The 20973-nt window shown below is 58.8% G+C and carries 20 protein-coding genes; 5 read left to right on the top strand and 15 right to left on the bottom strand.

Annotated elements, in window-relative coordinates:
* Nucleotides 1-98: 98 nt before the first annotated feature.
* The 3 genes from CLG94_RS11430 to CLG94_RS11420 all read left to right on the top strand — a co-directional run bounded on the left by CLG94_RS11430 (nt 99) and on the right by CLG94_RS11420 (nt 5500).
* Nucleotides 99-3539 carry a DNA polymerase III subunit alpha gene (locus CLG94_RS11430; protein WP_107563657.1) on the top strand — a complete coding sequence of 1147 codons (3441 nt, stop codon included), beginning with the start codon at nt 99-101 and terminating at the stop codon, nt 3537-3539.
* 98 nt (nt 3540-3637) lie between these two features.
* The gene (locus CLG94_RS11425) at nt 3638-5230 is read left to right on the top strand and encodes a TolB family protein (protein WP_107563655.1); all 1593 of its coding nucleotides are present in this window, start codon (nt 3638-3640) and stop codon (nt 5228-5230) included.
* Between the two features lie 27 nt (nt 5231-5257).
* Entirely contained in the window at nt 5258-5500 is a 243-nt protein-coding gene (locus CLG94_RS11420) for a hypothetical protein (protein WP_107563653.1), read from the top strand.
* Nucleotides 5501-5592: 92 nt separating this feature from the next.
* Here CLG94_RS11420 and CLG94_RS11415 read toward each other — a convergent pair whose 3' ends face one another.
* From CLG94_RS11415 to tldD, 5 genes are all read right to left on the bottom strand, one after another.
* Nucleotides 5593-5805 (bottom strand): metallopeptidase TldD-related protein, encoded by a 213-nt coding sequence (locus CLG94_RS11415; protein WP_107563651.1) that lies wholly within the window; start codon nt 5803-5805, stop codon nt 5593-5595.
* Nucleotides 5806-5881: 76 nt separating this feature from the next.
* Complete coding sequence (locus CLG94_RS11410; protein WP_107563649.1) at nt 5882-6148, bottom strand: type II toxin-antitoxin system RelE family toxin; 267 nt, start codon at nt 6146-6148, stop codon at nt 5882-5884.
* Nucleotides 6141-6425, bottom strand: a complete 285-nt coding sequence (locus CLG94_RS11405) for a hypothetical protein (RefSeq protein WP_107563647.1) — start codon at nt 6423-6425, stop codon at nt 6141-6143. The genes CLG94_RS11410 and CLG94_RS11405 overlap by 8 nt, the downstream gene beginning before the upstream one ends.
* Before the next feature lie 214 nt (nt 6426-6639).
* The gene (locus CLG94_RS11400) at nt 6640-7983 is read right to left on the bottom strand and encodes a TldD/PmbA family protein (protein ID WP_107563645.1); all 1344 of its coding nucleotides are present in this window, start codon (nt 7981-7983) and stop codon (nt 6640-6642) included.
* The gene (gene tldD / locus CLG94_RS11395; RefSeq protein WP_107563643.1) at nt 7980-9452 is read right to left on the bottom strand and encodes a metalloprotease TldD; all 1473 of its coding nucleotides are present in this window, start codon (nt 9450-9452) and stop codon (nt 7980-7982) included. Before tldD ends, CLG94_RS11400 begins: the two co-directional genes overlap by 4 nt.
* 218 nt (nt 9453-9670) lie before the next feature.
* Here tldD and CLG94_RS14055 point away from each other — a divergent pair, with 218 nt between their 5' ends.
* Both CLG94_RS14055 and CLG94_RS11380 read left to right on the top strand, forming a co-directional pair.
* The gene (locus CLG94_RS14055) at nt 9671-9784 is read left to right on the top strand and encodes an iron-sulfur binding domain-containing protein (RefSeq protein ID WP_107563769.1); all 114 of its coding nucleotides are present in this window, start codon (nt 9671-9673) and stop codon (nt 9782-9784) included.
* Between the two features lie 175 nt (nt 9785-9959).
* Nucleotides 9960-10373 (top strand): (deoxy)nucleoside triphosphate pyrophosphohydrolase, encoded by a 414-nt coding sequence (locus CLG94_RS11380; RefSeq protein ID WP_107563642.1) that lies wholly within the window; start codon nt 9960-9962, stop codon nt 10371-10373.
* Here CLG94_RS11380 and def read toward each other — a convergent pair.
* From def to glgB, 10 genes are all read right to left on the bottom strand, one after another.
* A complete protein-coding gene (gene def / locus CLG94_RS11375) occupies nt 10370-10900 on the bottom strand; it encodes a peptide deformylase (protein ID WP_107563640.1) in 531 nt (176 codons plus the stop codon). The two genes, CLG94_RS11380 and def, sit on opposite strands and share 4 nt — an antisense overlap.
* Before the next feature lie 16 nt (nt 10901-10916).
* Nucleotides 10917-11459, bottom strand: a complete 543-nt coding sequence (locus CLG94_RS11370) for a cob(I)yrinic acid a,c-diamide adenosyltransferase (RefSeq protein ID WP_107563638.1) — start codon at nt 11457-11459, stop codon at nt 10917-10919.
* 337 nt (nt 11460-11796) lie between these two features.
* Nucleotides 11797-12282: a helix-turn-helix domain-containing protein gene (locus CLG94_RS11365; RefSeq protein WP_107563636.1), complete on the bottom strand. Its 486-nt coding sequence runs from the start codon at nt 12280-12282 to the stop codon at nt 11797-11799.
* Nucleotides 12279-12446: a DUF4160 domain-containing protein gene (locus CLG94_RS11360; protein ID WP_161954158.1), complete on the bottom strand. Its 168-nt coding sequence runs from the start codon at nt 12444-12446 to the stop codon at nt 12279-12281. Before CLG94_RS11360 ends, CLG94_RS11365 begins: the two co-directional genes overlap by 4 nt.
* Before the next feature lie 146 nt (nt 12447-12592).
* Nucleotides 12593-13327 carry a hypothetical protein gene (locus tag CLG94_RS11355; RefSeq protein ID WP_239993227.1) on the bottom strand — a complete coding sequence of 245 codons (735 nt, stop codon included), beginning with the start codon at nt 13325-13327 and terminating at the stop codon, nt 12593-12595.
* Nucleotides 13328-13534: 207 nt separating this feature from the next.
* The gene (locus CLG94_RS11350; protein ID WP_107563630.1) at nt 13535-13795 is read right to left on the bottom strand and encodes a DUF4160 domain-containing protein; all 261 of its coding nucleotides are present in this window, start codon (nt 13793-13795) and stop codon (nt 13535-13537) included.
* Nucleotides 13788-14072, bottom strand: a complete 285-nt coding sequence (locus CLG94_RS11345) for a DUF2442 domain-containing protein (protein WP_107563628.1) — start codon at nt 14070-14072, stop codon at nt 13788-13790. The genes CLG94_RS11350 and CLG94_RS11345 overlap by 8 nt, the downstream gene beginning before the upstream one ends.
* Before the next feature lie 255 nt (nt 14073-14327).
* The gene (locus CLG94_RS11340) at nt 14328-14945 is read right to left on the bottom strand and encodes a tetratricopeptide repeat protein (protein WP_107563626.1); all 618 of its coding nucleotides are present in this window, start codon (nt 14943-14945) and stop codon (nt 14328-14330) included.
* A 310-nt stretch (nt 14946-15255) separates the two neighbouring features.
* Complete coding sequence (locus CLG94_RS11335) at nt 15256-17400, bottom strand: alpha-amylase/4-alpha-glucanotransferase domain-containing protein (protein ID WP_107563624.1); 2145 nt, start codon at nt 17398-17400, stop codon at nt 15256-15258.
* 48 nt (nt 17401-17448) lie between these two features.
* On the bottom strand, nt 17449-19680 hold the full coding sequence (gene glgB / locus CLG94_RS11330) for a 1,4-alpha-glucan branching protein GlgB (RefSeq protein WP_107563622.1): 2232 nt from the start codon (nt 19678-19680) through the stop codon (nt 17449-17451).
* Between the last annotated feature and the right edge of the window lie 1293 nt (nt 19681-20973).

The raw sequence follows: 20973 nt of genomic DNA, 5'->3' as shown, positions 1-20973 counted from the left end.
CACCAGTTCTTGCTCAGTTGGAGGTCCGACGCTGAACCGGCAAGCCGCACTTCCTAACCCGAACCCTATGCCCTACACCCTGGTTTTTCGGAGGATTCATGCACCATTCTGATTTTGTGCACCTGCACGTTCATAGCCAGTACAGCCTGTTGGATGGGGCCTGTTCCCTGGAGAAGCTGGTGGCCAAGGCGAAGGAGTACCGGATGCCTGCCCTGGCTGTCACGGATCACGGCAACCTCTTCGGTGCGATCGACTTTTATACCCTCGCGATGAAGGAAGGGGTGAAGCCGATCATCGGCTGTGAGGTGTATATTGCGCCCGGCAGCCGTTTTGAGAGATCCAATCAGGACAGCGGCTACGAGGGCGCCAGCCACATCACCCTGCTGGCCAAGGACCAGGTCGGCTATAAGAATCTCATCAAGCTGGTTTCGGCCGGCTATCTGGAGGGGTTCTACTATAAGCCTCGAATCGACCGGGAGTTGTTTGCCCAGCACTGTCAAGGACTGATTGTCCTCTCCGGCTGCCTGAACAGTGAGGCGGCCAAGGCATTGCTGAATGGCGACGAGGCTCGGGCGAGGGAGACTGTCAGTTGGTATACCGAGGCGCTAGGGCGTGAGAACTACTTTTTAGAGATTCAGGACCACGGAATGGCCGAGCAGAAAAAGGTCGCTGAGGGCATCTTGCGACTCGCCAAGGCCTTCGAGCTGCCGATTGTCGCCACCAACGACCTGCACTATCCCAGCAAAGAAGATGCGCGTGCCCACGAGGTGCTGCTCTGCATTCAGACCGGGAAGACGATTCAGGACAAGGATCGGTGGCGCTTTTCTACCGATCAGTTCTACTTCAAATCGGCAGCGGAGATGAAGCAGGTCTTTGTCGAGCTGCCGGAGGCGGTTAAGAACACTATTACCGTGGCCGAGCGCTGCAACCTCCAGCTCCAGTTCGGCCAGCTCCGCCTGCCCAAGTACCAGGCGCCAGAGGGGTATACGATCGAGACCTATCTGGCCCATTTGGCCTGGGAGGGACTGAAGGTCCGTTACCCGGATGTGAATGCCGAGGTTGAGACGCGCATGAAGTACGAGCTGGAGGTCATCCAAAAGACCGGCTTCGCCGGTTACTTCCTGGTGGTCTGGGACTTCATCAAGTACGCCAAGGATCGGGGGATCTCAGTCGGTCCTGGCCGTGGCTCGGCGGCTGCCTCGCTGGTTGCCTACTGCCTTGGCATCACCAACATCGATCCGCTCCGGTACGGCCTGATCTTTGAACGGTTCCTGAACCCCGAACGGATCAGTATGCCGGATATGGACATCGACTTCAGCGATGATCGGCGAGATGAGGTGATCGAATATGTGACCAGGAAATATGGAGCCGACAATGTAGCCCAGATTATCACGTTCGGGACGATGGGCGCCAAGGCGGTCATCCGGGACGTCGGGCGGGGCCTGGGGATGCCCTATTCCGAGGTGGATAAGATCGCCAAGTTGGTCCCCAATCGGATCAATATCAGTCTGGACGAGGCGATTGCCGAGAGCCCACCGCTTACCGAGGCGGTGCAGAGCCGGGCAGAGGTGGAGGAGCTGTGGCGGATTGCCAAATGTCTGGAGGGACTGACACGGCACGCCTCAACCCACGCGGCGGGTGTCGTGATCTCCGGCGACCCACTCACCGAGCATGTCCCGCTCTACAAAGATTCAAAGGCCGGCAGCAAGCCGACGACCCAGTACGCCATGAAGGGCATCGAGACGATTGGCCTGTTGAAGATCGACTTTCTGGGGCTTCGGACCCTGACGGTCATCGCCAACACCCTGGAACTGATCGCGGCGGGACGCGGGCATAGGTTTAAGATCGAGGAGATCCCCCTCGATGACCCGGCGATCTTCCAACTGCTCAGCGAGGCGCGGACCTTCGGGGTGTTTCAACTGGAATCCTCGGGGATGCGGGATCTGATGCGGCGTCTGAAGCCGGAACGGCTGGAGGACGTCATCGCCATCGTGGCGCTCTACCGACCCGGACCGATGGTGATGATCGATGACTTTATCGACCGCAAGCATGGTAAGGTCAAGATCCGCTACGACCACCCGTTGATGGAGACGATCCTCAAAGAAACCTATGGGATCATGGTCTACCAGGAACAGGTGATGCGGATCGCCTCGGATCTTGCCGGTTTCTCAATGGGAGAGGCGGATGTGCTGCGTAAGGCGATGGGCAAGAAAGACCCCGAGATGATGGATCAACAGCGGAAGAAATTTGTCGACGGGGCGAAGGCGAAAAAGATCCCGGCGCGGACGGCGGAAAAGGTCTTTGATAAAATGGCCCCCTTCGCGGGGTATGCCTTCAACAAACCCCACGCGACTGCTTACGCCATCGTGGCCTATCAGACCGCCTACCTCAAGGCCCATTACCCGGTTGAGTTCATGGCGGCCCTCCTTACCTCCGGGATGGCTGATACCGACAAGATCGCCAAATACATCGACGAGTGCAGACAGATGGGGATCACGGTTCTGCCACCGGATGTCAACGAGTCGGAAAGCAGCTTTACCGTCGTGGGGGAGCAGATTCGATTCGGGCTGGTGGCCATCAAGAATGTCGGTGAGACGGCTATCCAGTCGATCCTGGCCACACGGCGGGGCAAAGGTCCTTTGCGCTCCATCTTCGACTTCTGCGAGCGGGTGGACCTGCGCCTCGTAAATAAACGGGTGATCGAAAGTCTGATCAAGTGCGGGGCATTCGACTCTCTCGGGGCGGCGAGGGCTCAGCTCATGGCTGTTGCGGACAAGGCGATGGAGGCTGGTGCCGGCGTACAGCGGGAGCGGGTCCATGGCCAGGTCTCAATGCTGGATGTCCTGGAGACGAAGGGCGGGCTCGGCCACCAGGCAGGAGCGCTGCCAGTCATCCCGGAGTGGTCGGCAAGCCTACGCTTGGCCGCCGAAAAGGAGACGTTAGGCTTCTACGTCACCGGCCACCCGCTGGCCGCTTATCGGGATGTCATCGCGAAGGTTGCGGCTGTTACCACCGATCGCCTCGCGACCTGCCAGGACAAAGAGACGGTCACGCTATGCGCCATCGTGGTCGCCATCAAGGAGATCGCCACAAAGAACGGAGAGCGGATGGCCTTCGTGACGCTCGAAGATATGGTCGGAACGGTAGAGGCGGTAGTATTTCCTGAGCTCTACAAGGCGAACCTGCTCCACCTGGTGAAGGATGTGGCCGTTCTGGTAAAGGGACAGGTGGATGTGGGCGAAGAGGTGGTCAAGTTGCTCTTGACGGAGGTGAGTCCTCTTGCGAACGCCAGGCGCAACGGAAGGTCGATAGTGGAGATCACGGTAGAGGAATCGCACCTGTCCGCCCCGCAACTGGAGCAGCTCAAAGGCCTGCTACTGAGATTTCCTGGACCCGTTCCTGTCAAGCTCCACCTGAGCGTTGCGCCAGGTGCCCAGGTGACTATTGCCGCATCGCCAGACATGACCGTCGCAGCGGACGAGCTGCTCAGGCGAGAGGTGGAGGCCCTGTTGGGCCCGGGTACGATCACCGGCGCGTGATCTCGGAGACCCCGTCAGGAATCTGCAGCGTATTTGTGAGGAACAGACGGGAGCGTTGCTGTTTGTCGACGGGCGTTAACTTTCAGACGGAGGGGGCGATGCGGAGTGCGATAGGACTAAAGTGGTACACATTCAGAGACATGGGGATAAATATGTGGTGGCGGTACGTTGTTGCGATTGCGGCCATAACGTTGGTTGCCTGGTGGAACCCCGTGATCTCCGAGGCCCAGTTCACGCATACCCAACTCACCACCACCATCGGGGACGGTAGCGCCAGCCCCTCCATCTCCGCCGACGGTACACGAATCGCCTTTCGCTCCAGCCGCGACCTGGTCCAGAATAGCAATCTCGACGGTAACTGGGAGATTTTCCTTTGGACTGCCGGATCCGGCTTTACCCAGATCACTGACACTACCGGGGACAGCACCTACTCCTACCCCTCTATTTCCGCCGATGGTACTCGAATTGCTTTTCTATCCACCCGCAATCTGACCGGGAGCAACTCCGACGGCAACAATGAGATCTTCCTCTGGACCTCAGGCTCCGGCTTCATCCAGGTCACTAATACCACTGGAGGCCAAAACTTCGCCCCCTCCATCAATGCCGACGGCACCCGCATCGCCTTTGGCTCCGACCGCAACCTGGTTACTGGCGGTAATCTCGATGGTAATCCTGAGATCTTCCTTTGGACTGCCGGGTCCGTTTTCACCCAGCTTACGGCTACCAACGGTGCTAGCACCCACTACAACCCCTCCATCTCCGCTGACGGCACCAGGATCGCCTTTTACTCCACCCACGACCTGACCGGTGGCAACCCGGGCGGCAACTCTGAGATCTTCCTCTGGACTAACGGTTTCGGTCTCGCCCAGGTTACCACCACCACCGGAGGCGGGAGCGACAGTCCCTCTATTTCCGCTGACGGCACCAAAATCGCCTTTGTTTCCACCAGTAACCTGACCGGCAGCAACTCCGATGGTAATTCTGAGATCTTCCTCTGGACCTCCGGCTCCGGCTTCACCCAAGTCACCACCACCACCGGGGGTTACAACTGGGATCCCTCCATCTCCGCCGACGGTACACGAATCGCCTTTCGCTCCAATCGCAACCTGACCGGCAGCAACCCCGACAGCAATTCCGAAATCTTCCTCTGGACCTCCGTCTTTGGCTTCATCCAGCTTACCGCCACCACCGGGGGCGACAGCTTCGATCCATCCCTCAACGCCGACGGTACCCGGATCGCTTTCGTTTCCACCAGCAACCTGACCGGCGGCAACTCCGACGGTAACCATGAGATCATCCTGGCTAGCAGCCCGTCGGTTGAGTTGGAGGCTGTCGGCTCCGGCCCAGGACCGGCCCTAACGAATCCTGTGACGGTTACCTATACTGTCCAAGGATGCAGCGACAAGGAGATATTTCTGGTCGTCAACGCTCCGGCCATGGGAATGCCCTGGTCGTACCTTGGCGCCCTTGGGTGGGTACCGCTTCCAGCGGATCTCTCGGTTGTCACCCCGTATCTGAGTAGTGGGCAAGCTGATGGCGTCTACTCGCTCTATTCCGACACCGCCCCGGTGGGAACCTATGAACTGTACCTGGGCTGTGACTTTGTCGTGGATGGCCACCTCAATATCGATACCAGCGCCGGCCTGAATCTGAACGGGGTCTATGACTATCTGTCGGTGACGGTGCAGTAGTCAACCGGCGCTCGGCTTCATCGGGACGTGCTGTGTAGTGCCCTCAAGGAGAGCCTGAGCCTCGCCAAGGCGGCTGCGGCCCAAATAAAGAGGGCGGCCTACGGCCATGCTCGGATAACGGCGGAACTCCACGGCGAGGGTGTGTGGCCGGCAAAATGCCCGTGGCCGACGCTCGAAGCGCTGCGTCGGGCTGTGAGAGCCAGGGATCGGGGATATCTCGCCATCGAGCGGAAGGGTGAGTGGAAGTCGAAGGGTAACGATGAGCGTTGATCGGGCGGCATTTGGATGATCGGCGGTTTCAAAGTAGAATTTGGTCCTAAGATTTCCTGGACGTCAGTAACGGCGTGAGTGTTCTGTCCGCATTAGTGTCCGGCGACGGTCATGCGGTGGATCTTGAGGGTGGGGGCGATGACGCTGCTGCGAAATGTCAGGTCATTACCGACCATCTCGATCCCCAAGAGCATCTCCTTGAGGTTACCGGCAATGGTGATCTCCTCTACCGGGTAGGTCAGCTCACCCTTCTCGATCCAGAACCCCACCGCGCTCTGCGAGTAGTCGCCTGTGACGAGGTTCACGCCGGGGCCGATGAGTTGTGATGGAGAGGCCTTCGTCTACCAACCGAATGAACTCCGCGCGATCGTGCGCTCCCTGTCAGTCATATGTCCGTTCGTTCCGCCTGCGGACCGCTTCAATCCGTACCTCTTTCGCCTTGTCATCTACCGTGTAGAGGACCCGGTAGTCGCCTAGTCGGATGCGGTAGACCTCCTGCCCGGTGAGTTTTTTCGTCTCTGGCGGGCGAGGATTCTCCCGAAGGCGGTGGATCGCTGCCACAATACGGAGATACGTGTCATCGTCCAGGCTATCCAGCTCTTTACGGACAGAGCGGCTGCGGAAACGGACCTTGTAGGCATCAGCCATCTCGTGCGGTCTTTCGCAGTCCGCTCTTTTTCACCCGCTCCCGGTGATAAATGTCGAAGTTGGCGAGCGGCTCGTGGCGGCGCGCATGGATGATCTCCCAGTCGGGGTCCTCGGGTAGCACTTCCTCAAGGGTGATCCGATGGGGAGGCCGGAGGGCTGCACCCAGGAGGCGGTTTACGATCCAACTCATGCTACGGTCCCGACCCACCGCTTCCGCTTTCAGGGCGTCCGCCACCTCAGCATCTAAGACCACGCTGACGGTTTGTTTCTTTCCCATATCGTCTTATCCTCCTTGTTATGAGGATACATTGATATCCACGATAGACCAAGAGGAATCACGAGTGCCTCCATGATCGGGGAGACCATAAGGGGAAAGCAGATCCAGAGCTCGGATTCGGTCAAGGCGGTGGGGTGAAAGAAGGATACACTATCGCATCGCGCCCGTCTGGCACTCGCAATGACCCAGGAGAATAGAGGGGCGTGCGCTCGGTTCAGTGCCCGGCGACGGTCATGCGGCGGATCTTGAGGGTGGGGGCGACGACGCTGCTGCGAAATATCAGGTCATTACCTACCATCTCGATCCCCAAGAGCATCTCCTTGAGGTTACCGGCGATGGTGATCTCCTCTACCGGGTAGGTCAGCTCACCCTTCTCTATCCAGAACCCCACCGCGCCCTGCGAGTAGTCTCCTGTGACGAGGTTCACGCCGAAACCGATCAGTTCGGTGACATAGAGTCCGGCGTCCACCGATCGAATGATCTCAGCCGGCTCGTGCGACCCGGACTGAAGGTAAAAGTTCGTCGGCCAGGGGGTTGGGGAATCGCCGGCGCCTCGAGCCGCGCTGCCGGTCGGCTTCATCCCGAGCTTGCGGGCGGAATAGCTATCGAGGAGGTAGCTGCGCAGGACGCCATTTTCTACGATGGCATTCCGGCGGGTTGGGAGTCCCTCGCCATCGAACGGCTTTGAGCCAAGATGGCCGGGTAATGTGCCATCGTCGTATATAGAGATACTCTCAGCGGCGATCCGATCACCCAGCCTGTCGATCAGAAATGAGGCCCCACGGTAGAGGGCTGGACCGAAGAGCGCAGAACAGAAGATGCGCATGAGATTGGCAGCGGTATCAGGGTCGAAGATCACCGGGACCTCCTGGGTCTTGATCTTCCGTGCGCCCAGGCGCCTGAGGGTTCGCTCGGCCGCCCGCTTCCCAATCGCTTCAGGCGACTCCATGGCGCCCAGGTGCCTGGCGCGCGAGTACCAGTGATCGCGTTGCATGCCGTCCTCAGACGAGGCGATGGGTGTCACCGCTAGGCTGAAGGTCGAGCCTCGATACTCACCCAGAAAGCCCTGGCTGCTGCCGTAGATGATCCGATAGAGGTTGCTCGCGAACTCTGCCCCCTCGGAATTGGTGATCCTGCTGTCATAGGACAGGGCCGCATCCTCAGCCGTCCTGGCTCGATCGATCTGGTCCTTGACGGTGAGGGCCTCGCCGTCAGGATCGTACAGATCAAGATCCGGGATGCTCTTGGCGCACTCTTCCGCCGGCGGCAGCCCCGAGCACTCATCGTGGGCGATTGCCTTTGCCAGGACGGCAGTATCCTCCACCAATCGCGCGAGCGACTCCTTGGAGAGGTCTGAGGTGGAGCTGGTGGCCGACCGTTTGTCGAAAAAAAGCCGCAACCCAAGTCGGACCTCTTTGGCGCTTCGGAGCGTTTCGGTCTCCCTTAGCCTGACCTGAGCTGTGACCAGCTCATTCTCGATCAGCACCAAGTCAGCCGCTGTGGCGCCTTTTCGCTTTGCCTCTTGCAGGACTTCCTCGACGATCTGCCGGCTGATCATTGGCTTCGCTCCCCCTTTGGCATGCCCTGGGTCCCGCCCACTGTCAGCCCCTCGATCTTGATGGTAGGGAGGCCCACGCCTACGGGGACCGATTGACCGTCCTTACCGCACGTCCCAACCCCCTCGTCCAGTGAAAGATCATTGCCTACCATGGTAACCCTGGTGAGAACATCCGGGCCGTGGCCGATCAACGTTGCGCCCCTGACCGGCATTGTGACCTTCCCGTCCTCAATCATGTAGGCCTCGCTGGCCGAAAAGACGAACTTGCCGCTCGTGATGTCCACTTGGCCGCCGCCGAAGGTCACGGCGTACAGGCCGTGCTTGACAGATCTGATGATCTCCTCTTGCGTCGAGTCGCCAGGCAGCATGAATGTGTTGGTCATGCGTGGGAGCGGCTGATAGGCATAGCTCTCGCGTCGGCCGTTGCCTGTGGGTTCCATTCCCATCAGGCGCGCATTCAAGCGATCTTGCAGATACCCCCGCAGGATCCCGCGCTCGATCAGAACCGTGCGTCCGGTCGGCGTTCCCTCGTCATCGATATTCAGCGAGCCACGGCGTCCGGGGATCGTGCCATCGTCCACTACGGTAACAAGCGGAGAGCCCACCTGCTGCCCGATCCGATCAGAGAAGGCCGAGGTCTTCTTCCGGTTGAAGTCGCCTTCAAGGCCGTGGCCGATAGCCTCGTGCAGCAAGATCCCGGGCCATCCTGGGCCGAGGACGACGTCCATCGTTCCGGCGGGCGCGTCGGCCGCGCTGAGGTTCATGATGGCCAGGCGGGCGGCCTCTTTGGCGTAGCGCTCGAAGCGGCCCCCCTCCAGGAAGAACTCAAAGTCGGCCCGGCCGCCTCCGCCCCAGCTCCCGACCTGCCTGTTGTCGCCCTCTTGGGCGATGCAGGTGATGTTCAGGCGAGAGAGCGGCTGGATGTCGCCGACCATGACGCCGGCAGAGGTCGCGATCAGAACGATCTTGGACTCGCAGGCAAATGATGCCATCACCTGGACGATCCGGGGGTCTGCGCTCCTGGCGATGGCATCGATTCGCTGGAGCAGATCGATTTTTTTCTCCAGCGGAATCTCTATTGGCTGGAGGTGAACCGGGTACAGATCATGGGGAGGCGTGCCGCCAACCTTCACCGGTGGAGGAGTCCCAACGCCCGCCCGCTCAGCGATCCCCTTGGCTCGGGCGCCGGCGAGTTCCAGGTTCTCTACGCTGATCTCGTCGGAAAAGGCGTACCCGGTCTTCTCATGGGCGAGGGCCCGGACGCCGACCCCCTGGTTGATGTTCTTTGTCGCCTGCTTGATTATCCCCTCCTCGAGCAGCATGGACTCGCTGATCCGGTACTCGAAGTAGAGATCAGCGTCATCGATCTGTCGGCCAAGGGCGGCCCCCAGTCCCCGTTCCAGATGCCGCTCCGTCAGCCCGAACTTCTCCAGGAAAAATCGCTCCGGTTTCATCAGTTGCGTCGCCATCTATGTCCTCACTCCCTTTTAGTCGTTCAGCAATCAGCTATTAGCGATGTAGGGGCGCTGCTTGCTGCGCCCTCTCCGGGCACGGCACAAGCCCTGCCCTTACGCTGACAGCCGGTGGTGAATGCCTGAATGGTATTGAAATCGACCCTACAACTTCTTATACTACGGCCCATGCCGCCCGTCAACAATCACTTCCCTGATCCCGCCATCAGGCGAAAATTCCAGCAGCGACTCCTGCGCTGGACTTTGGCGCGCTCATCTGTACCGCCCGCAAGCCCAACTGCGCGATCTGCCCAATGCGGGGAATCGTGCATCTCCTATCCACTGGATAAGGAAAACGTAACTACAAGGTAGATAGGCTGAAGGCTGAAGGCTTTTAGGGGTAAGTTATGCGTGATCAAAGAAAACTCAGAAAAGGTCTTGAATGGCTCGATTCGTGCCTTGCGAGATAATTTAGAACCTTCAGCCTTCAGCCTAAACACCTGAGTAGTTACAGGAAAACACGTCATGTCTGAAGTTGCGCCGACCGTCGAGGTAGCGGCCGGCCTCATCGTCCGGGACGGGAAGATCCTCATTGCCCAGCGTCTAGGCAACGTCCCCTTGGCGGGGCTGTGGGAGTTTCCGGGCGGTAAGCGGAAGCCTGGTGAGAGCTTCGAGGCCTGCCTGATGAGAGAGGTCATGGAAGAACTGGGGCTGACTATCGCTGTTGAAGAACAGGTGGCTTCCGCCGAGCACCACGAGGCTGGGCGCCAGATCCAACTCCGTTTTTACCGGTGCACCATCCTGGCTGGTGAACCCCGCATCCTCGAGTGTGAAGCCTATCGCTGGGTTGCTCCGGCGGAAATCTCTGCCTACCAATTTCCACCCGCCGATCTACCGCTGGTTCATCAAATTGCCTCGGGTCAGCGTATCATCGCTTAGCGACTCCAGTAGCGGCTGAACTCGGGAAGATATGAAAGGGTCTCGAGACTGGGCATCCGGTCGATAAAGAGTTTGCCCAGCAGGTGGTCGCGTTCGTGTTGGAGCACCCGCGCGTGGAACCCGGTGGCGATGAATTCAAACGGTCGACCCTCCCGATCAAGCGCCTTCGCCCGTACCTGCCGATACCGCGGCGTCTGCCCCCGGAAATCGATCAGACTGAGACACCCTTCCCAATCGTCATCCAGGGCCGGAGCGAGCGGGGTTACCTCCAGATTGATGAGGACCGTCAGCGGGATGTCCGGGGCGTCAGGGTAGCGCGAGTTCCCCTTCGACTCAATCACAGCAATTTGCTGTGAAACATGGACCTGGGGCGCCGCAACCCCGACGCCTTCGTATTCCCGCATCGTCTCGATCATGTCATCGATGAGGCGCTGGATCTCGGCCTCTCGAATCGTCTCCGGTCTGACGGGCGGTGCGACCTGCCGCAAGACCGGATGCCCTAGACGCGCGACCTTCAGGATCGGCAATCTACACCCCCCGTGGTTACCAAGGAATCTCTTCGATCCCCGCCTCACGATTGGCCGCCCTGGCCAAGGTGAAGAGGAGGTCGGAGAGCCGATTGATATAAGCAATGAGCACCGGCGAAAGCGGCACGTCCTGGGACAACGCGACCATTCGCCGCTCTGCCCTCCGGCAGACAGTCCTGGTCAGGTGGAGCAGCGCGCCACACTCTGAACCGCCGGGCAGGATGAAGGCTCGCAGCGGGCTCAGCACAGCATCGTACCGGTCGATGATCCCTTCGAGTTCTCGAACCCTTCCCTCGCTGATTCCCGTCTTCTCGGCCTTCTCTTCAACATGGCCGCTCGGGTCGGCGAGCTGCGCGCCGACGGCGAAGAGGTCGCGCTGGATCTGCAAAAGGTCTGCCCTGATCGTCTCGTCCGTCAATTTGGCCCTGATCCAGCCCAGGACGGCGTTCAGCTCGTCAATCTCCCCATAGGCCTCGACTCGAAGGGCGGACTTCAACACCCTCTTCCCGCCGATCAGCCCAGTTTCGCCTTTATCACCCTTCCGCGTATAGATCTTCATAATCAGCGCTCAGCCGTAGGTCGGGTTAGCGTAGCGTAACCCGACAACTCGTCCAAATCCCCCGTCGCCCCCCTTAGGGGGTAGAGGGTTTTCACCTGCCGTGGTGCGGCCGTGCCGCATGAGGTGTTCCTCTTAAAAAGCCGTCCTTCCACAATGTCAACGCTATTATAGTCTAAGCCACACACAGGACAAAACGGTTCTTACGCGGTATTCTGTGCCGTTCTGCCGGAAGGAAAAAGCGAAAGGCAGGTTGAAAATCTTGGGCCTACGACGAATGAAGCTGCGTGGATGCCAGGAGAGGGAAGATAAACGTTATCCTTTTATGCGCAATTGGGACTTAGGCAGCTCTGCCGGGTCGCGCCCTGGTAGCTCGTACAACAAGATCGACGTCGCAGTCCAGGACATGAAGGAGGGACAGTAGTTGGTCTATCGTTTTTCGATAGTTGGTTTGATCCATGAGGCGGTACAACTGCGTGGCAGACGTCCCCAGCCGACGGACGATCTCTCGTTTCGAAAGGGGGCTGGCCTGAACCCGCTGTTGGGCTTCGATGGTGAGCTTGTACAGGAGTGCATCCCGTAAGTAGCCAGGATCCTGGTTGTATTCCAGGACCTGCTCCAGGTGCACCGTCCCCTCCATCCCCGACGTGAGAATATACGTGAACCCTTCCCGGCTCAGTTCCTGGTCCACGAAAACCCGTTCAAGGGGATCCTGGACCGTGGGCTGGGGGTCGAGTTTGGCGTAGGGGAAGACCCATGCCCTGGTCGAGGTTGTGACCTCAAACACTTTCTTGCGGTTGTTGCCGGTCACCGCTCGGATCTTCATAGCCGTCCCTCAGACTCAAGCTCTCCAATGAGTTCGATAACCCTGCGGGGTGCCTCGCCTTTCATCGGTTTCAGGTTCTCAAGATCCCACGTCACGATGAACTGTCCGTCGCGGTAGACATGCACGTGTCGAGGTGTGTGGTCCCCCTTCCACGTCACGAACATGTAGCCACCTCGCCGGACCTTTCCCATTTGATATTGTTACCACACACGGTAACACTTGTCAAACGCATCCGGCGTGAAGCCTTGCCTGCCTAACCTCCGCATCAGGGGCGGCAGTGCGCCGTCCCGTACATGCGCTGGCTCAGCGCTCATTTCTGTGCGCTTGCCGCATATGCTTCAGCAATCACGTCAGACAGTATCAGCTTGTGCTTGTCGAGTTCTCCTGGCTGGAGTCTTATGCGGTAGTACCCCCAGCGGTTGTCGTAATCCATGACATCCAGACCTGCTGACTCCAAACGCTCCTGGGTCTCAGGCGAGTTCCTGAGTCTGACCTCAAATCGGATGAATCCCTTCTTTGGACGAAAGACGACAAAGTTGCACGGTTGCCCGTTTCGGGCGAGACCAATGTAGAACTTGTTGTATTTTAGTTCTAGGGTTGGGTCGTGTGCCTTGGCAATGGTAAGGAGTTGGTCAGCCATAGCGACGGTCTTTTTAGATCCCCGCGTCTCCCAGTATGCCCGGTCCGTCGGCTCCTGTCCTTCTTCATCTTCATCAACGAGGCCGAGTGAAAGGAGGTCAACGATAGTCGTGAACACGAGGCCCACCTTGCCGCCCGACTGAAGGGCGCGCATTTGGATGGCGATTAGAGGAATCGTCCCGTTAAACAGGTTGATTACATTGAGGAAGCGGCTCGTAATATCTTCGGCAACGATGACGGCTGTGTGCTCGTATTGCGGATAGCGCTTCCGTTCGATATCCCAGTACTCGATAGTGCGGATGATGTGGCTCTCATCCGTGGCGCCGAGTTGAATCTCGACCTCGTATCGGCGGCTTGACTCCACATCCTGAAGAAGCAAATCGAGTCGTCCGGCTTTGGGCTGCATGCGTTCACGGTCCTTCAACACGACATCCCCAAGTCCGAGTATGGACGGGTCCTCGGCAATCCGGTCTTGGACCCATCGCTCGTTTAGTTCAGGATGGTTACGGATCGAGATCGGTTCGAACTTGACAAAGTCTATGTTTATTCTCCTTTAGCCGAACTATTAGGTATGCTGCCACTAAGCCTGCGGTAAATCGTACCGGATCCAGTCTCATTCCAAGGGCGCGATCTTCTGAAGTTCCTCCTGCGCTCGTGCCCTATCCCAATCGGCGAGAAGCTCCCGCTGATGAAGCGTCGCCCACTCAATCACAAGACCTGTTACGCGAGGCGGCAACCGTCCGGAAAATACGGCCAGAGTTCGGATATCGATCAAGGCAAGGTCGCCGCCATACTCTGCATGAAAGTGCGGCGGGTTATGATCGTCGAAGAACATCTTGATGACGATGCCGAAGAAACGGCTGATCTCAGGCATGGGTGGGCTGGCCGCGTAGCGCAGGGAAAATGTCTTCCGGTTTCTTGCCCGTTACCTTGAGGTAGAGTGCATCCGGGCACAGATCAATCCGGTCGTCCCAGACCAGTTCTCCGAATGAACCGATACGAACCTGATCGAAGACGAGCGGGTCGCGCCACAGGGCGAACACACCCTTGCCGACGGTTTCAGAGAGATCCACAATGCCACATACCCCATCGTCGAATTCCAACTCCAGCCGATACCCTGGCAAGACCTTAACCTTGGAAATCCTTCTCATGACTCAATTTCTCCCCACCTTCACATAATACCAGGTACGAAGTTACCCGGAAAGGACCCTAAGCGATGGCGGCTAATGAGTGGGTATGCTGGCCAGCATACCCCACGCCTCAGAGTTCCACCGATTGCGGCGATTCTCCGTGGTTTCCGAGGAGTTGTCAGGGCGCTCTGGAAGCTGCGAGCGAGCATGATCCGTATGTGCCGTTGCCACTGATCGATCTCAGCGTGGGGCCGGCCTGGCTCTGAGAGGCTGGGGTTACCCTTGGAGGGCGTGCAACTGTTCGAGGGACGCGGTGTCTTCGGCATTGAGATTCAGGGCCGCCATGAATGCCCCGACGGCCAGGTCGCGGTTTCCCAGCCGCTTATAGGCAAGTCCCAGGTGGAAGTGGGAGGAGGAATCCTCAGGATTCTCGGACACCACCTGTGAGAATTCCCGGATCGCGTCGTGCCACATCCGTCTCCGCTCATAGATAATGCCAAGGTCGTAATGCACGATGATATGGGTGGGGTCCGCCTCCAGCACCTTCCCAAAACTCTGTATGGCCAGGTCCAGCTTGCCCAGATGGAAGTAGGACCTCGCTATTCGATAGTTGGCCCAAGGGTTGGTGGGGTCCAGGACCAAGACCTTTTTGGTGGCTTCAATGGCGGCGTGGAACATGCATCGCCCGTAATACCAAAGGCTGAGTTGACAGTGGGCGGCGAGGTACTTAGGATCCAGAATGACCACTCGTTGCATCTCCGCTATCGCTTCCTTCACCCGCCTCGCCTGATGGTACGCCAGTGCAAGCTGATACCGGGCTTCGACGTTCTCAGGATTCAGCTCAACGGCCTTGCAACATGCCTCAAGAGTTTTCGGGACCATCTCGCACTGCATGCAGATCTCCTTCCTTACAGGGGCAGCCAAAACAACTGTACTGTCATCTTACTGCCAGTCTAAGAGGGAGGTCAAGATGCTTTCAAAAAAAACAGCGGGCAGCCATCAGCCGCCAGATGCTCTTTTGGATGGAGGCTCTCGATCCCCTCTTTTCCAAAGGTCACTTTAGTCCGCCTTCTAAATTCGCGCGCTACATCCCTTTGCCTCTGAGGCAGGGTCTTGACCAGCGTCTTGATGGTGACCTGGGACTCGCCGAACGACTAAATGCCGAGGACTTCTGGCGGTTCCAGGATCAGCCAAGCCCACCCGCTCATCCCGACACTGTCACCCTCACCCGCCCTGTCCACTCCTGACCCGGCTCAAGGCAGAGATCCCAGGTCGGCATGGCCGCTACCCCCTGCACGGTTCGTTCGTACCCATCTTCCGATTGCGAAACCGTTGCTACCAGGTGGGTGTATAGGATGACGGGATGGTCGAGTTCGACGCGAAGCTGTAGGCACGGCTCCCGGGTGGACACGGTGAAGCGCTCGACCTCGGCTGCGTACGCTGGATTATCAAGCGAGACGCGCTGGTCGCCCAGCGTGATGAGCGATTGGCCAAAGGCAAGGCTAGGCAGGAAGAAGTTCAGTTCTACCCCGAAGCGAACATCCATGCGATCGCTTCCCTGATTTTGTATCCGGTAGAGGACAGTGAGTCTCCGATTATCCGTGAAGGCATATTCCTTCCGTAGGTGAAGCGGATGGCTGAGACCTGTCCCGAGTTCTGTCGAAGGGTCGGGTTCGGTTCGAACTCGTCCTAATCGTTCAAGGACCACGCCTCTGGATGTCGGCTTGAAGTTCCAGAGGGCCTCGATGAAATCACCCCGCTCGTCCAGGTGACCGCGGACCCAGGCCGACAGCGGATCGGGCCCAGTGAAAAAGTGGTCGAGAAACGCAGCGCGCTCCCATTGATCGTAGCAGAGCCCGTTCACCAGATCGGCCGGCGTCGCTCGCCGCAGGTCGTGAATTCCGGGGATACCTTCTTGCGCCTGCCTGTCGGGTTGCGCCGCCGCGCGTCTGATCAGGTCGTGGTAGGCCTCTGGGCGGCGCGTGAGAGTATTAAGAAGATTGACCTCTCCGGCGAAGTCGGTCCACTCCACCAGCCGACCGCCGCGATGGGGCTGTATCTGGGCCGAGAAGCGGCTGCTCGAGACCCAGACCTCCGGCGCCCCGTCGCAATCGATATCGATCGCCTCTACCTTAAGCTTCTGGCGGCGGCGGATCCGGGCCTCGGCGCGCGCCAGATGTCGCCAGATCTCATGCCGCAAATGGGGCAGGTACAGGCCGCCGAATACCCCGTGCCAGTAGCTGTCGTTACACTGAGCCGCGAGGATCTCAAGTCTGGCCTGCTTCACCCCGCGCCCTTCTGTCAGCAGTCGGCCAAGCGCCAGACCCTTCTTGTGGGCACGGTTCGCCTCGGGATACCGGACCAGGAAATGCTTCCAATGCCCTCCGCGCAGATTCGGCATGAACCGATCGGCATCCGAGCCGAGACGGCCCTTAAGTTCTTCAAATCGCCGCCCCCCATCCGGCCCGAGGGACCATTCTTCCATCTCGATATATGAGCAGGTAGGCAGGTAGCAGAGGCCGGCGGGGCGAACACCTTCCAACGCCTCGCTCACCGTCTGCGATACGAGCCAGTCGCTCGCGCCTTCGAGTAGGTCCAGGAACCCCTTCAGCCATCCGTCCTCGTAGACCCACTTTGCCGTCCCGGGCCAGCCGCCGAACTTCTCGCCATCGTCAGCCGCGATGGCCAGCCGCCCGCCCATCCGTGCGATCCAGCGCAGGTGCGCCTCAATCTCGTCCGGCTGGCGAAACGGGATCAGGTACCGGAGCGTCTTATCGATCGGGAAGATAGCAAGCGACTCGCCCTCCGCTTCGGTGAGGTAGTAGTCGTGCAGTCGCTCGGCCTCAAATCCTGACGTGAGAAAGGCTCGGTCATCCATCAAGACATAGTCGACCCCCGCATCTATCAGAGACGGGATGATCGCACTGTCCCAGATCCGCTCCGTCAGCCACAGGCCGCGCGGGCGAACACCGAAACGGGATCGAAGGCGCTCGCTCATCAGCGTGATCTGGGCGATTCGGTCCTCGTGTGGAATGGCCGCCAGGATCGGCTCGTATAACCCTCCCGACAGGAGCTCCAGTTGGCCGCGCTGAACCAATTCGCCAATGAGATCGAGGTAATCCGGCGCTCGGCGCTCCAGCCACAGTAGAAGCGGCCCGCTCAGATGCAGGGTGAATTTGAGCGTCGGTCTGGCGTAGACGGCCTCAAGGAGAGGTCGATAGGCCCTGTCCATGAGCGTCTGGATCACCTCATCAAAATTACCCAGAGGCTGATGGTTGTGCAGGACAAGCAGAAAACGGAGCTTGTCCTGCACTCTGTCAAGGGTCTGCTCAGTAGGTCTGTCCGTCATATTCCGATGCTCCGTGGGCGAGAAGCGATCGCTATCATCTCAGAGCCCTCATGCTGGACCAGGCGTGGTTGTGGGCTTAAGGATCAATCCGGCCAATGGAGGAATAGTGAGGCGCAATGAGAACGGCCGTCCATGAGTGGGGATCGGTTCTGCCGTAATGCCGCCACCATTCCCGATGTTGCCGCCACCGTAGATCGCGGCGTCTGAGTTCAGGAGCTCCACATAGTAGCCCCCGGTCGGCACGCCGATGCGATAGTCGTGTCTGGGTACGGGGGTGAAGTTACAGACCACTACCACAAAGTCGTTCGGGTCCTTCGCCCGGCGCAGGAAGGCGACGGTACTCCCATGCCAGTCATGGCAGTCGATCCACTCGAAACCGCGATGTTCGAAATCGACTTCGTATAGGGCCGGTTGTGACCGGTAGAGGTGGTTCAGGTTGCGCATCAGTAACTGTAAGCCTTTGTGGTGGGGGCCTTCCGTAAGGAGGTGCCAGTCCATGCTCTGGTCATGATCCCACTCGCGCCACTGGCCGAACTCCCCTCCCATGAATAAGAGCTTCTTGCCGGGATGCCCATACATGTAGACAGAGAGGCAACGCAGGTTGGCGAACTTCTGCCAGGTATCGCCCGACATCTTTCCGAGCAGTGAGCCTTTCCCATGCACCACCTCATCGTGCGAAAGAGGCAGGGTGAAGTTTTCGGTGAAGGCGTAGAGCAGACCGAAGGTCAGGTTGTTATGGCGGTAGCTTCGATGGATTGGGTCGAGCGCCATATACCCGAGCATGTCATGCATCCACCCCATGCTCCACTTCAACCCAAAGCCGAGCCCGCCTACGTAGGTCGGGCGCGAGACCTGGGGCCATGCTGTGGACTCTTCAGCAATGGTCATCACGCCAGGATGGCGCTCGTAGACCAGCTCGTTGAACCGCCGAAGGAAGGCGACCGCCTCCAGATTCTCGTTGCCGCCATGGATGTTAGGGATCCACTCTCCGTGTTTCCGGGAATAGTCCAGGTAGAGCATCGAGGCCACCGCGTCCACCCGCAGCCCATCCAGGTGATAGCGTTCAAGCCAGAAGAGCGCATTGCCCAGCAGGAAGTTGTCCACCTCCTTTCGGCCGTAATTAAAGGTGAGCGTGCCCCACTCGCGATGTTCGCCCTTGCGGGGATCTTCATGCTCATAGAGGTGGGTCCCGTCGAAGTAGGCCAACCCGTGCGGGTCGCGGGGGAAATGGGATGGGACCCAGTCAAGGATCACGCCGATCCCGCGCTGATGTAGGTAATCAACGAAGCACATGAAGTCGGTTGGCGTTCCATACCGGCAGGTTGGCGCGAAGTAGCCGATTGTTTGGTATCCCCACGAGCCGTAAAACGGGTGCTCCGTGATCGGGAGTAGTTCGACGTGGGTGTACCCCATCTCGGTGACGTAATCCGCAAGCCGGTGAGCCAGCTCTCGATAGGTCAGAAAACGATTCCCCTCCTGAGATACCCGCATCCAGGAACCCAGATGCACCTCGTAGATCGCGACCGGTCGCTCAAGCGCGTTCTGATGTGCTCGCGCGTCCATCCACGACGCATCCCCCCACCGGTAGGCATCAATGTTGAACACGCGCGAGGCGGTTCGGGGTGGTGGCTCGAAGGCAAAGGCGAACGGGTCGGCTTTGAGGGCAATCGGCTCGCCGGATGCCGACTTGATCTCGAATTTGTACAGCGCGTCCTCTGCGAGTCCCGGGATGAAGAGATCCCATATGCCGTTTCCGGGATGATTTCGCATCGGATGACGCCGGCCGTCCCAGCTATTGAAGTCCCCGACGACGCTGACTCTTTTGGCATTGGGGGCCCAGACCGCAAAGCACACCCCAGGCACGCCACCAAGGGTCATCAGGTGGGCCCCCAACTTTTCATAATTTCTAAGATGGCTGCCCTCGCCAATCAGATGCAGGTCATAGTCACTCAAGGTCTGGGGAAAACGGTAAGGGTCCTCGATCTCGCATCCCTGTCCCTGCTGATCTACGACACGCAGTCGATAGGGAAAGAGGCCGCCCGCCGTCGGAACGACGACCTCGAAGAGACCATCCGGGTGCACCAGCTCCATGGGCTGGTCCTTGCTCGTGCCATCAGCGGGGACGACCGTTGCCTCCCTGGCATCCGGGAGGAAGGCGCGCACGACGACGCATGGCCCTGAGGCGATGCGCACCTCATGCGGGCCCAACACAGCGAACGGGTCGCCATGCCCACCCCGAACAATCGCCTCGATCGCCTCAGCGGTAAGCGCGGAAGACATCGGTAACCCTGAATGACTCATCTCCCTGCCTCTACTCTCCATGACCGACAGGACGCCGGGACGCAATAGACTCGATAGATATTTTGCGCAGCATAGTCCCAAAGATAACACCATCCTCGCCTTCATTGCAATCGCTGTCCCTGTCCCAAGAACAGCGATAGAAAGTTGTCATTGCGAACAAAGTGAAGCAATCTCGTATTATTGCACTGAGATTGCCACGCACCCTACCGGCGCTCGCACTGTAGGGGAGGGCTTTATGCCCTCCCGATCAACATGGAGATCGCCCCCCCCAGTCTGCGTGCGATGCACAGGCAGGCGCCCCTACGAAGATGTCATGACAGGCTAATGAATAAGGTTCCTCCGGCATTAGCGTGGGTACAGGAGGGCTCAATTAGGGTGGCTCCTCCCCCTCGATGGGGGAGGATGAAGGTGGGGGTATCGGAGGCTTTCGGAACGTAACCTATAGCGTCTCTTGGGCTGTGTGGACGTGTGCTTGTCACTCGCTGACATCGTGCATGGCATACGCCCCCCACCCGCGCCCTCCCCCTCGATGGGGGGAGGGAATGCTGGAAGGCCCGGGTACCCACGGAACACCCGAAAAAACCAACAACGGGTTGCGAAGTCTATCGCTGTCCCTGTCCCAGTGATTTGTGCCTGTGATGTGTGCCTGATGGGGTCCTCTCGCGGCATATGGCGTGGGTCGGCGGGGGTGACGCTATACATGACGACGTAAGTCTCAGGCAGTTTGTCATTCCGGACTTGATAAGCCTGCCCCGTACTTGATACGGGGGAATCCAGTGCCTTTCTGGATTCCCGCTTTCGCGGGAATGACGTGCGTTGTTGCGACTTATGACGCAATGTATAGCGTAGCGTTTCAGTAACTACTCAGGTGTTTAGGCTGTAGGCTGAAGGCTGTTAGTCTTTGTGCATGGACCGAATCAAGGAGCCCAGAACCTTTTCGGTCTCCATAATTTTCGCGTCGCATTCGAAAAACGCCTGGCTCATCTGTGTGCGCGTTCCTACAGTCTATCTACCTGAATAGGTGTTTAGGCTGTAGGCTGAAGGCTGTTAGTCTTTGTGCATGGTGCGTTCCTACAGTCTAAAAGCCTACAGTCTATCTACCTAGAGCAGTTACCAGCCTACAGCCTATCTACCTGAGTAGTTACGATATTAAGTCAGGATCAAACGCCTGCACGCATGGATCAACCGCCTTAAAAAGCAATCGGCTGCACCCGATAGTTACCCGGTTTTTGAAGTCAGTTCCCCCTCGATATACCGATGGATGATGCCGGA

It is taken from the genome of Candidatus Methylomirabilis limnetica (assembly GCF_003044035.1).
GTDB classification, from domain to species: domain Bacteria; phylum Methylomirabilota; class Methylomirabilia; order Methylomirabilales; family Methylomirabilaceae; genus Methylomirabilis; species Methylomirabilis limnetica.
The sequence above is the reverse complement of the archived record's forward strand: the minus strand, read 5'-3'. Positions and strand labels throughout refer to the sequence as shown.